General features: G+C 64.7%; 12 protein-coding genes. All 12 read right to left on the minus strand.

Annotation, left to right across the window (positions count from 1 at the left end):
• Positions 1–1,211: flagellar hook-length control protein FliK (locus APH33_RS21910; protein WP_054887149.1), on the minus strand; the 1,211-nt coding region annotated here is incomplete at its 3' end.
• Between the two features lie 71 nt (positions 1,212–1,282).
• The gene (locus APH33_RS21915) at positions 1,283–1,630 is read right to left on the minus strand and encodes an Hpt domain-containing protein (RefSeq protein WP_054887150.1); all 348 of its coding nucleotides are present in this window, start codon (positions 1,628–1,630) and stop codon (positions 1,283–1,285) included.
• A gap of 60 nt (positions 1,631–1,690) precedes the next feature.
• Complete coding sequence (locus APH33_RS21920; protein ID WP_054887151.1) at positions 1,691–3,382, minus strand: fused response regulator/phosphatase; 1,692 nt, start codon at positions 3,380–3,382, stop codon at positions 1,691–1,693.
• A gap of 8 nt (positions 3,383–3,390) precedes the next feature.
• Positions 3,391–3,696 carry an STAS domain-containing protein gene (locus APH33_RS21925; RefSeq protein ID WP_054887152.1) on the minus strand — a complete coding sequence of 102 codons (306 nt, stop codon included), beginning with the start codon at positions 3,694–3,696 and terminating at the stop codon, positions 3,391–3,393.
• A 122-nt stretch (positions 3,697–3,818) separates the two neighbouring features.
• Entirely contained in the window at positions 3,819–4,271 is a 453-nt protein-coding gene (gene fliJ, locus APH33_RS21930; protein ID WP_054887153.1) for a flagellar export protein FliJ, read from the minus strand.
• Positions 4,272–4,277: 6 nt separating this feature from the next.
• Positions 4,278–5,636 carry a flagellar protein export ATPase FliI gene (gene fliI / locus APH33_RS21935; RefSeq protein WP_054887154.1) on the minus strand — a complete coding sequence of 453 codons (1,359 nt, stop codon included), beginning with the start codon at positions 5,634–5,636 and terminating at the stop codon, positions 4,278–4,280.
• A complete protein-coding gene (gene fliH / locus APH33_RS21940) occupies positions 5,626–6,390 on the minus strand; it encodes a flagellar assembly protein FliH (RefSeq protein ID WP_054887155.1) in 765 nt (254 codons plus the stop codon). Before fliH ends, fliI begins: the two co-directional genes overlap by 11 nt.
• A 133-nt stretch (positions 6,391–6,523) precedes the next feature.
• Positions 6,524–7,543, minus strand: a complete 1,020-nt coding sequence (gene fliG / locus APH33_RS21945) for a flagellar motor switch protein FliG (protein ID WP_054887156.1) — start codon at positions 7,541–7,543, stop codon at positions 6,524–6,526.
• Positions 7,536–9,311, minus strand: coding sequence for a flagellar basal-body MS-ring/collar protein FliF (gene fliF / locus APH33_RS21950; RefSeq protein WP_054887157.1), 1,776 nt, complete (start codon positions 9,309–9,311; stop codon positions 7,536–7,538). The genes fliG and fliF overlap by 8 nt, the downstream gene beginning before the upstream one ends.
• A 15-nt stretch (positions 9,312–9,326) precedes the next feature.
• The gene (fliE, locus tag APH33_RS21955; RefSeq protein WP_054887158.1) at positions 9,327–9,659 is read right to left on the minus strand and encodes a flagellar hook-basal body complex protein FliE; all 333 of its coding nucleotides are present in this window, start codon (positions 9,657–9,659) and stop codon (positions 9,327–9,329) included.
• 106 nt (positions 9,660–9,765) lie between these two features.
• Positions 9,766–11,142, minus strand: a complete 1,377-nt coding sequence (locus APH33_RS21960) for a sigma-54 dependent transcriptional regulator (RefSeq protein WP_054887159.1) — start codon at positions 11,140–11,142, stop codon at positions 9,766–9,768.
• Positions 11,142–12,359, minus strand: coding sequence for a PAS domain-containing sensor histidine kinase (locus APH33_RS21965; RefSeq protein WP_054887160.1), 1,218 nt, complete (start codon positions 12,357–12,359; stop codon positions 11,142–11,144). The genes APH33_RS21960 and APH33_RS21965 overlap by 1 nt, the downstream gene beginning before the upstream one ends.
• Positions 12,360–12,495: the final 136 nt, after the last annotated feature.

Genomic DNA, 12,495 nt, shown 5'->3' on the forward strand with positions numbered 1-12,495 from the left:
TGAGCCCGGCGCGCAGCCACCCCGGACAGCTGCGAGCCGTCCTGCTGCGCCTGTTGCTGCTGCTGACGCGACTGGTCGGCAACGTTGACGTCCGGCTGCGCCAACCCCTGCTGGGCAAACAGCTCGCGCAGGCGATACACCTGGCTGTCCAGCGCATCGCGTACGCCGGCATGACCACTGACAAAGGTGATTTGCGTGGACTGGTCAGTCGCCACATTGACGCGAATATCGAGGCGGCCGAGCTCAGCCGGCTCCAGCTGAATATCCGCCGACTTGAGGTTCTGGCTGGACAGGTACATGACCCGGTTGACCAGGCCTTCGGCCCATGCACCCTGGTTCATGTGCAGCGGCTGATGCAACGGATTGGCATTGACCGGCACGGCATTGGCGGTCTTGGCAGTCACCGCCTGGGTCAGGGTGGCCAGGCGATTGGCAAAGTCATCGACGCGGGTGTCGCTGCTGGCGCTCTTGGTGTCCTTGAGCCCGTCTTCGAGCAAGGTACCGAAGGCCTTGTCGCCGGTCTCGGACTTGCCGGCCTCGCCCTCGACCTTGTCGATCAGGGTCGCCAATGGATTGACGGCCGCCTGATTGTCATCGGACTGGGTTTTGCCTGGCTCCGCAGCGTGCGTCGACGTCGTGCCTTTGGCCTGGGCGCTCTGCTCCAGGGCCAGACGCAACGTCGGCAGATTGGCCAACGGGTCGGCATCCGGGTCAAACGCATCGGTCTCGGGCTGTTCCGGCACTGGCTTGGCAACCTCGGCCACGGGCGGCTGCTGGATAGCCGCCTGCAACACCGGCGCCACGGCTTCAGCCTGAGCCTGCAGCAACTGCGCGCCGGGCTGCGCGTCGGTCACCTGGCCCGCCACCAGGCTGGCATCGAGCGACCCCACGTCACTGGGCACGGTAGCGTCGGCAGTGGCAGGCGGCGCATCGTCTGCTGGCAATATGTTGCCGTCATCGGCAACCGCCGGTTTGTCGGCGGCCTCCTTCTTGCCGCCCTGGGCAACGTCAGGCTTGTCCTTCGCGACGGGCGGGGCCGCCTTGTCGTTGCGTGCAGGTGCCTTGTCACGCCCCTGCCCGGCCATGACCTGATCGAAGCCGGCGCCTTGCCCGCCCGCCGCCTGAAGCGGCTTGTCCACCCGCGAGGAGCCCGCGTTCGACGGCTTGCTCAGGGTGTTGGCTTGCAACAAAGGGTTGGATGCGACAGGCATTGAGCGGTCTCCGCGCCAGAAACTGGAATATCATCTGGACACTGAGAGGCAAAAGTCGCGCCAACTTTCCATCAACTCGCCGAAACGCGCTCACGCTCGCCACGATAGAAGCCTTTCACCTCCAGGTATTCCTGGTCGATCCGGTTGATCAGGTCTTCGATGCCATACAGCGGCCGCTCTTTGACCCGCTCCTCCAACTGCTGGCACAAGCGGGAAAGGCCAACGGCCCCCATGTTGCTGCTGCTGCCCTTGAAGCTGTGCGCGGCCATGCCGAGCTCATCGGCACTCTTGGCCTCATGCAGCTGGTTCAAACGCTGTTCGGAGTCTTCCAGGAAGGTGTCCAGCAGCTGCAGGTAGCCATCTTCCATGACCTCCTGCAGGTCGCTGAGTACCTTGTGGTCAATATGCATGTCAGTCACTTGCTCACTCCTTGATCAAGCCGGATTATGCCTGAGCCGCCCTGCGGCCCTCCAGACACATCACCAATCAAACCGCACGCGGGCGCAGCGGCCACCTTCGCACCACTCGGCATGGCTGCCAAGCCGCCGCACCAGGTGTAGCCCGCGCCCACTCAACTCCTGCTCCACCGACGGACGCGACAGCACACGCTGCACATCGAACCCCGCGCCACTGTCGCGGACCTCGATGGTGAGACGCCCGCCCGACCCAGAGGGTTCAACCTTCAGGTCGATACGCACGAACCCGTCGGCCAGTGTCACCAGGCGCCGGGCGCGCTCCTCATAGTAGTCGGCAAAACCTTGCACATCCCGTTTGAGCTGCGAATCCAGGCCCAATACACCATGTTCCAGGGCATTGGTGAACAGCTCACTGAGCACGTTGTGCAAAGCGCCAGTGCGCGGCCGCAGGCCATGAATCTCCTGCAACAACTGCACCAGGTAAGGCACCGGGTTGAATCGCTTGAGGCTTTCACCGCGCAATTCGAACGCCAACGCCCAGTCCAGCGGACTGGAGCGCCCACTGTCGGAATACAGGGTCGGCGCGGGCACCCGGTCCTCGCCACTGAACATGCGTATGTCGCACAGGCTGATGTCATCCCGGGGGCTGCCGCCAAAACGCGCCAAGGCCTGCATTACCTCATCGAACAACTGCGCCGGGTCACGATTGGCGGCCAGCACCTCGCGCAAGCGCTCGACACCGAACAGGCGCTCGTGCTCGTCTGCGGTATCGACCACGCCATCGGACAGCAACAACAGCCGCTCCCCCGCCGCCATCGGCAGCACTTCGGTGCTGTCATCGAAGCGCTCCGGCGCAAGGATGCCCAGCGGCAGATGACGCGACCCGAGCCTGCCGAGCACTTCGCCGTCTACCGACAGCCGGTAGCCATCCGGCATGCCGCCATTCCACACTTCCACCGCCCCGCGCTGCACACTCAGGTTGAGCAGCAGCGCACAGCAAAACATGTCCACCGGCAGGATGCGCTTGAGCTTGGCATTCATCTCGCGCAGCATCTGCGCCAAGCCATAGCCCTTCGCGGTCATCCCGTAGAACACTTCCGCCAGCGGCATCGCCCCCACTGCCGCCGGCAAGCCATGCCCGGTGAAATCCCCCAGCAGCACATGCATGTCACCGGCCGGGGTAAACGCAGCCAGCAGCAGGTCACCATTGAACAGCGCATAGGGAGACTGCAGGTAACGGATGTTCGGCGCCGCGATGCAGCCGGAATGCGCGACCTTGTCGAACACCGCCTTGGCCACCCGCTGCTCGTTGAGCAAGTGGTGATGGTGGCGGGTGATCTGGTCACGCTGCTCGAGCACGGTCGCCTGCAAACGGCGCAGGCGGTCCATGGCGCGGATCTTGGCCGCGAGGATCACCGCACTGTAGGGCTTGGCCATGAAGTCGTCACCGCCGGCCTCCAGGCATCGCACCAGGGCATCCTCTTCGCTCAGCGAGGTCAGGAAGATGATCGGCACCAGCGCCTCGCCTGCCAGTGTCTTGATCTGCCGCGCCGCCTCGAAACCATCCATCACCGGCATCAAGGCGTCGAGCAACACCAGTTGCGGACGCTGTTCGGCAAACAGCGCCACGGCCTGCTCGCCATTTTCCGCAGTGAACACCCGGTGGCCCTGGCGACGCACAATCTGCGCCAGCAACAAGCGGTCCACCGCACTGTCCTCCGCCACCAGTACGGTCAACGCATGCTCGGCCGGCATCTGGGCACTCAACTGATATCGAACAGTTTTTCGAAATTGGAAATGGCCAGGATCTTGCGCACGTCGGAGTTGGCGTGCACCACGCGCACGTCCGAATCGTCACCCCCGGCATGGTCCCGCAACAGCAGCAGCATGCCCAGCGCAGAGCTGTCCAGGTAGGTAGCCTCCTTCAGGTCGACCACTACCGAATCGGGCTTGTTCTCTTGGCGCTCGTAGGCATCACGGAATTCCTGATGCTTGCCAAAATCGAAGCGCCCCTTGACCTTGATCGTGAGTTTTTTCTCGTCCTGCGAAAAATCAGTCTCGACTGCCATGCTAGCGATCCCTTCGATGATGGCGAATGCAACTCTTCAAGGTTTAGCAGCCCGATGCCGGAGTGGCAAGGTAGCCTGTGCCGGCCTCTTCGCGGGTTCACCCGCGAAGAGGCCGGTGCAGGTTACAGATGACCTTGCCTTGGCAAGCGCTGCGATAGCTCATCCAGCAAACGCTGCTCACGCTTGTCTTCGGCCCGCCGTGCCTCGTCCATGTAGCGCTGCACCAGCTTGCGCAGCCCTTCCACCCGGGCATAGGCTTGCTGCCAGGTGCCACGGGCATTCTTCAGGTTGTTCTCATGCCAGGCCAGGCTCTGCCGCTGTTGGGTCATGGCCGTTTCCAGCTGGGCCAGGAAGCGCTGATAGTTCAGCAGCCAGCTGCCATTCACGCCCTGCCCGCCACGATTGATCCACTGCGCCTGGTACCCTTCGCGGAACGATTCCAGCTCGGCCAGCTTGGCCTGGGCCTGGACCACCTGCTGCTGGAAGTGCCCCACCCGCTGGGCAGCCTTGCGCTCAGCCTCTTCGGCCATGTCGACCACCGGGGCCAGACGCGCAGCACGACCGGGCAGGCTCATGCGCTATCAGCCCTTGGCCGGCGGCGTGAAGATCGCCCCCAGCTCGTCCCGGCTCTGGCCCATGCTGACATTCTCGTCCAGGCCCTGGCGCAGGAAGTCCACCAGCTTGGGCTGCAAGGCAATGGCCAGGTCGGTTTCCGGATCGCCACCGGCGACATAGGCACCCACACTGATCAGGTCACGGCTCTGCGACAGGCGCGACCACAGCTGCTTGAATTTCTGGGCCTGGCGCAAGTGGTCGGCATCGACCACCTGCGGCATGACCCGGCTGATCGAGGCCTCGATGTCGATGGCCGGATAATGGCCTTCCTCGGCCAGGCGCCGGGACAGCACGAAGTGGCCGTCGAGCACACCCCGTGCCGAGTCGGCGATCGGATCCTGCTGGTCGTCACCCTCGGACAGCACGGTGTAGAACGCCGTGATCGAGCCGCCGCCGGGCTCGCCGTTACCCGCACGCTCGACCAGTTTGGGCAGCTTGGCGAACACCGACGGCGGATAGCCACGGGTGGCCGGCGGTTCGCCGATGGCCAGGGCAATTTCGCGCTGGGCCTGGGCGAAACGGGTCAGCGAGTCCATCAGCAGCAGGACGTTCTTGCCCTTGTCACGGAAGTACTCGGCAATGCGTGTGCAGTACATGGCGGCACGCAAACGCATCAGTGGCGCATCGTCAGCAGGCGATGCCACCACCACCGAGCGCTTGAGCCCTTCCTCGCCGAGGATGTGTTCGATGAACTCCTTGACCTCGCGCCCCCGCTCGCCAATCAGCCCGACCACGATGATGTCCGCCTCGGTGAAGCGGGTCATCATGCCCAGCAACACCGATTTACCCACGCCGGTACCGGCAAACAGGCCCAGGCGCTGGCCACGACCGACGGTGAGCAGGCCGTTGATGCTGCGAATGCCCACGTCCAGCGGCTTGCTGATCGGGTCACGGTTGAGTGGGTTGATGATCGGGCCGTCCATCGGCACCCAGTCCTCGGCGCGCATGCCGCCCTTGCCATCGAGGGCACGGCCGGCACCATCGAGCACCCGGCCGAGCATGCTCATGCCCATGGGCAGGCGGCCGCTGTCGTCCAGCGGCACCACGCGGGCACCCGGCGCGATGCCGGCAATGCTGCCCACCGGCATCAGGAACACCTTGTTGCCGGCAAAGCCCATCACCTCGGCTTCGACCTGCACCGGGTGGTAGCTGTCATCGTTGATCACCAGGCAGCGCCCGCCCACCGCAGCGCGCAAACCTTCGGCTTCAAGGGTCAGGCCGACCATGCGCAACAGGCGGCCTTCGACCACCGGTTGCACCGGCAGCCCGATCGCCTCGGCGTAGCCACCCAGGCGCTTGCCGAAGCTGGTGCGGTCAAGGCGCATCGCGGGCGTCCAGTTCGATCGACAGGTCTGGTGTCGCCGGGTGCAGGGCCTGGTCGTGCAGTTGGTCGAACAGTTGCGCAACGGCTTTCTCGATGCGTGTTTCCATGGTCGCGTCGATGCGGCTGTGCAAGGTCTCGATACGGCAGCCGCCCGGCAGCAGAGCCTCGTCCTCGAGCAGCTTCCAGCGCTCCTCATGACGCTCGCGCAGCGCCTTGGCCTGCTCGAAGTCCTGCGGGTTGAGGTGAATGCGAATGTTGTCGGCGCCCATCGGCAGCAGCTTCAGCGCCTCGCGCAGCACTTGCGTGATCTGGCTGGAGTCGCTGCGCAGTTCGCGGCCGATCACCTGCCGCGCCATGTGCGCAACCAGATGCACCATGCTGCGTTCAATCTGCGTGTCCTGCTCGGCGATCGGCTCCAGCAAATGCCCCATCAGCTGCTCCAGGCTGGCCAGCTTGACGGCAAGCGCTTCCTCGGCCTCCTGGCGCACCTTCAGTTGCGTGCTGTGGAAGCCCTCGCGCTCGCCGGTGGCGAAGCCTTCGTTGTAGGCCTCCTGGCGGATCGCTTCGAGTTCTTCGAGGGTCAGTGGCTGGACTTCTTCCAGCGGTACTTCCTCGACTTCTTCCTCGACGACTTCCGGCTCTGGCTCGGGCTCCGGCTCAGGCTCCGGATCGAAGCTGGGCAACGCCCAGACATCGAACCCCTCGAGGTCGCGGGCGCGGATCAGGTCGCTGGGATGGGATTCTTTGGTGGGCATGTTCTCAGCTACTCATCAACGGTCCCTGTGGGAGCGGGCTTGCCCGCGAACACCGGCGAAGCCGGTGCCATACACCGCGCTGCCTGCTTCGCGGGCAAGCCCGCTCCCACGAGGAACCATGCTGCCTGCAGGATCAGATCATTTCCTCGGCACCCTTGCCGCCGAGTACGATCTCGCCGGCCTCGGCCATGCGGCGGGCGATGGTGAGGATTTCCTTCTGCGCCGTTTCCACGTCGCTCACGCGCACCGGGCCCTTGGCCTCGAGGTCGTCGCGCAGCAGCTCGGAGGCACGCTTGGACATGTTCTTGAAGATCTTGTCCTTGACCCGCTCGTCGGCGCCCTTGAGCGACACCACCAGCACGTCGGAAGAGACCTCGCGCAGCAGTGCCTGGATGCCACGGTCGTCGACGTCGGCCAGGTTGTTGAAGACGAACATCAGGTCTTCGATCTGCTCCGACAGGTCGCTGTCGATCTCGCGGATCGCGTCCATCAGCGCACCTTCCACCGAACTGTCGAGGAAGTTCATGATGTCGGCGGCGCGCTTGATGCCACCCAGGGTGGTGCGCGCAGCGTTGGAATTGCCCGAGAACTGCTTCTCGAGGATCTGGTTCAGCTCCTTGAGCGCCGCCGGCTGCACGGTATTGAGCGACGATACGCGCAGGACGATGTCCAGGCGCACCTTGTGGTCGAAGTTGCTCAGCACTTCACCGGCCTGGTCGGGGTCGAGATAGGCGACCACGATGGCCTGGATTTGCGGGTGCTCGTAGCGGATCACATCGGCCACGGCACGCGGCTCCATCCACTTGAGGCTGTCCAGGCCGCTGGTGTTGCCACCGAGCAGGATGCGGTCGACCAGGCCGTTGGCCTTGTCCTCGCCCAGGGCCTGGTTGAGCATCTTGCGGATATAGGCGTCAGAGCCCACGCCCAGGCTGGTCTGGTCGCCGACGATCTCGACGAACTCGCTCATCACCTGCTCGACCTGCTCGCGGTGCACGGTGCCCATCTGCGCCATCGCCACACCGACCCGCTGCACTTCCTTCGGGCCCATGTGTCGCAGCACTTGTGCTGCATCGGTCTCACCGAGCGACAGCAGCAGGATGGCTGCCTTGTCGACACGGCTCAGCTTGGCGGTAATGGCTCGATTGTCACTCATCGGCGTTGATCCACTCTTTGACGACCTGGGCTACACGGCCCGGGTCTTCGGCCACCAGGCCTTTGATTGCGTTGAGCTGTGCTTCGTAACCCTCGGTCGGGCTCGGCAACAGAATGCTTGACGGGCCACCGAGGCTGACACGGTCGTTGGCCAGTTCGCCATCCAGACCGATCATCCCGCCCAGTTCCATGTCGCTGTCCGCAGCAGCCTGCTTGCCGCCACCAGTGATGTTGTTGAGCACGGGACGCAGCACGCCGAACACCAGCACCAGGATGAACAGCACGCCCAGCACCTGCTTGACGATGTCCCAGAACCACGGCTGCTGGTAGAACGCGATATCGGCGATCTCTTCGCCACGGTCGGCGGCGAACGGCACGTTGATCACGGTCACACTGTCGCCACGGCTGGCATCGAAGCCCACCGCGTCCTGCACCAGGCGCGTGAAACGCGCCAGGTCTTCGGCACCCCATGGCGCACGCGTGGTTTCGCCATTGGCATCGACCTTGACCTGGTCGTCGACCACTACCGCCACCGACAAGCGGGTCAGGCGACCCTGCTGCTGACGGGTGTGGCTGATCGAACGGTCCAGCTCGAAGTTCTTGGTGGTCTGCTCACGTTTGTCCGACGGGTACGGCGCCAGCATCGGCTGGCCGGTGGCCGGGTCCATGATCTGTTGACCGTTGGCATCCACCAGCGGCTGGCCAGGCTGGATGGCAGCGGCCGCCCCGGCTGTACCCCCGGTGGTTTGCGGCGCCGACGCCGGCCCTGGCGGCTGGTTGCTCAGCGCGCCCGGCACGCCCTGCGGGCCTTGGCTGCTGGCGCGCTGTTCATTGACTGCCTGCTCGCTGCGCAGCGCCGGCTGGTCCGGATTGAACTGTTCGGAGGTCGACTCGACCGCACTGAAGTCCAGGTCGGCGGAGACTTCGGCCTTGTAACGGTCATTGCCCAGCACCGGCTGCAGGATGTTGTGCACACGCTGGGTCAGCATGCCTTCCATGCGGCGGCTGTAGTCGAACTGCTTGCCGGCCATGGTCAGTGCGGTGTCCTGCAACTGCTCGGAAAGCAGGTTGCCGCGCTGGTCGACTACGGTCACTTGCGACTTGTCCAGCTCGGGCACACTGGTAGCGACCAGGTTGACAATAGCCATGACCTGGCCCGCTTCCAGCGAACGGCCCGGGTACAGCTCGACCAGCACCGAGGCGCTGGGCTTGCGCTCGTCACGCACGAATACCGAGCTTTTCGGGATCGCCAGGTGCACGCGGGCGGCCTTGACGTTGTTCAGGCTGGAAACGGTTCGCGCCAGTTCACCTTCCAGGCCGCGACGATAACGGGTGGTTTCCATGAACTGGCTGGTGCCCAGCCCCTGCTCCTTGTCGAGCAGTTCGAAGCCGACAGTGCCATCGCTCGGCGCGACGCCGGCAGCCGCCAGCTTCAGGCGCGCACGGGAGAGGTCGTCGGCCTTGACCAGCAGAGCACCGGAGTTGGGCTCGACGTGATAGGGGATGTCTGCAGAGGCCAGGGTATCCATGACCTGCTTGGTGTCCATGCCAGCCAGGCTGCCGTACAGCGGCCGGTAATCCGGTTGTTGCGACCACAGCACCACGGCGAAGCCGATCGCCACGCTGGCTGCCAAACCGACCAGCAGGCCGACCTGACGCAGCATGGGCATCTGCGAGATGTTCTCCAGGAACGCCATGTTCAGGAACGGTGGCTTGGAACCTGGCGCACCGCTCTTGGCGGGGGCGTTTTCGACGACTGCTTCAGCCATGACTTACTTCCGCCCTCAAACCGGCATCTGCATGATGTCCTGGTACGCCTGGACCAGCTTGTTGCGTACCTGGGTCAATGCCTGCATGGACACACTGGCTTTCTGCGAGGCAATCATCACGTCGGTCAGGTCGACGCCGCTCTTGCCGATCTCGAAGGCATTGGCGAGCTGGGTCGACGCCTGCTGGGTCTGGTTGACCTTGCCGATGGCCTGGCCAAGCATGTCGGCAAAGCTGCTTTGGCCAGGCGCCAGTTCGGCGGCGACAGTGGCTTTGGGCAACGACATGGCATCGGCCTGCATGGCCCGCATGTCCAACATCAGACGATTGAATTCAACACCTTGGCTCATGACCTTCTCTCTCCGGCGGCCGCATTTTTTTGACACTCATGCGGCGGATAGCGCTGAACTAGCAACTCATGTGCCAGCCCGCCCCGCAAACCTATAAATGACTGTTTCAGCCAAACAGGCTGGCTTCCACATCGAGCCCGGCATCCCGCATCTGCGCCAGCTTGTAGCGCAAGGTACGCGGGCTGATGCCCAGTTTTTCGGCAGCTTCCTTGCGCCGCCCACGCTCGGCGCGCAGGGTGTCGATGATCATCTGAAATTCATGGCGACGCATGTCGTCACCCAGGCCACCGGAGTCCAGCGCCACCTGTGCAGGCGATGGCGATTCAGCGGCGCCCCCTGCAGCCGACAATGGAATGGCGCCTGCCAGACAAAAATCTGCCGCCTCGATCACCCCGCCCTGCTGCAGGATCAACGCCCGCTGTAGAGCATTGTCCAGCTCGCGCACGTTGCCCGGCCAGGCATGCGCCTGCAGGCAGGCACGCGCGCCGGCAGACAGCCGCACCGGCGCATGCTGCATCTTCGCCACGTGGCGAGCGAGCAAGCGCTCGGCCAGCGGCAGGATATCGCCAGCACGCTCGCGCAGTGGCTGCCAGGCCAGCGGGAACACCGAAAGGCGGTAGTACAGGTCTTCGCGGAAGCGCCCCGCCGCCACTTCGCCCGCCATGTCGCGGTTGCTGGTAGCCAGCACGCGGATGTTCAGGGCGATCGGCTTGCGCCCACCGACCCGCTCCACCTCGCGCTCCTGCAGCACCCGCAACAACTTGGCCTGCAGGCCAAGGGGCATCTCGGAAATCTCGTCGAGCAGCAAGGTGCCGCCCTCGGCCTGCTCGAACTTGCCGGCCTGGGCAGCGATGGCCCCTGTGAAGGCACCTTTCTCGTGGCCGAACAGCGTGGCCTCGAGCATGTTGTCCGGGATCGCCGCGCAGTTGATCGCAACGAAGGGCTGGGCCGCCCGCGGCGACTGCTGATGGATGTAGCGCGCCAATACTTCCTTGCCGGTGCCCGACTCGCCGGAAATGAGCACGGTCGAGTCGCTGCGGGCCACACGCGCTGCCAGCTCCAGCAACTGCCGGCTGGCGGCCTCGCACGCCACCGGCCCCTCGCTGTCGGCTGCAGTCAGGCGCCCGGCGGCATGCCGCTCGACCAGGCTCAGCAACGCCTTGGGCTCGAACGGCTTGACTAGGTAATCCGCAGCCCCCTCACGCATGGCCTGCACCGCGCGTTCGACGGCCGCGTGGGCGGTCATCAGCAACACCGGCAACTGTGGATGCTGCCGTCGCAGCCTGGCCAGCAACTGATGACCGTCCATGCCCGGCATGTTCACGTCGCTGACCACCAGGCTGTAAGCCTCGCCCGCCACCGCCTCCAGCGCCTCTTCGGCGCTGCCGACCGCATCGAAGGCAAACCCGCCGATTTCCAGGGTATCGCCCAGCGCCTGGCGCAAGACGCGGTCGTCCTCGACCAGCAGCACTTTGATTGCCATCACACGACCTCCGCTGCCTGCCCGCTTATCAACGGCAGCTCCACCTTTACACAGGTGCCACGCCCGACTTTCGAACGCAGCGCAAGCGTGCCCTGGTGCGCACGCACCACGGCGTTGACCACCGCCAAACCGAGCCCGGTACCGGTGGCCTTGGTGGTCAGGAACGGTTCACCCAGGCGCCCCAGCAGCTGCGCATCGATACCGCTGCCGGCATCGCTGACAGTCAAATGCAGGGTGTGCTGGCGACGGAACAGGTGCACCTTGAGCCGCGCCGGGCTGTCGCTGGCCTGTAAAGCGTTCTCGATCAGGTTGAGCAAGGCGCCTACCAGGGTGTCGCGATTGCACAGCAACTCACCCAGATGGCAGTCGCACTGCCAGCGCACCGCGTGCCCTTGCACATGGGCCTGGGCCGCTTGTTGCAGGGCCTGGAACAGGCCCTTCGGGGTCACCCGATCACCCAGTGGCAGCTCGCCGCGGGCAAACACCAGCATGTCACGCACCTGGTGCTCCAGTTCGTGCAAGCGCTCCTTGAGGCTACCGGCGAAGCGCTGGCGGGTTTCAGGCGCAAGTTCACGCTCGCTGTCGGCCAGATGGCTGGCATAGAGCATGGCCGCCGACAACGGCGTACGGATCTGATGCGCCAGCGAGGCGACCATGCGCCCCAGCGACGACAGACGCTCATGGCGCGCCAGCTGATCCTGCAGGCGACGGGTTTCAGTCAGGTCGTTGAGCAACACCAGCTGGCCGGGCTCAGCGTCCAGCGAGCGAGTGGCAATGGACAGGCGCCGACCATCACGCAGCGAGACCTCATGGCCATCATCCTTGCGCGGGGCGAAGCTGCGGGCAATCACCTGGCGCCACAGCTGGCCGACCAGGGGCTCGCCGAGCAATTGACAGGCTGCCGGGTTGGCTTCTCGCACCAGGCCCTGGTCGTCGATCACGATCACCCCGCCCGGCAGCAGGTCGAGCAGGTTCTGCAGGCGGTTGGCCAGGCGTTCTTTCTCGTTCAGCTCGGCCATGCGCTGCTGGCCGACTACCGCCAGCTCGCCCTTGAGCTCGCTGACGCGGGCTTCGAGCATGCTGTAGGACTGGTTGAGCTGGGTAGACACCTGATCGAACAGGGCGAATGCCTGATCCAGCCCCTGTCGACTCTCCTGTTCGACCGGGGTACGCCCCTGCGGATCAGGGACTCGGGAAAAGTGGGCGGCCTGGGGCATCGTGCTCTCTCGCGTGGCTGACCGTCATAAAAACGGTGTGTTGCCAGCGCTGTAGCAATAGCCGTGCCGGGGATGGGGGATTGGCTGAGAGTGGATGGCTTGAGGACTGCGTTGGGGCGTAGATCGAGCGCCGCCC

This window comes from Pseudomonas sp. NBRC 111130 (genome assembly GCF_001320485.1).
Classification (GTDB): domain Bacteria; phylum Pseudomonadota; class Gammaproteobacteria; order Pseudomonadales; family Pseudomonadaceae; genus Aquipseudomonas; species Aquipseudomonas vlassakiae.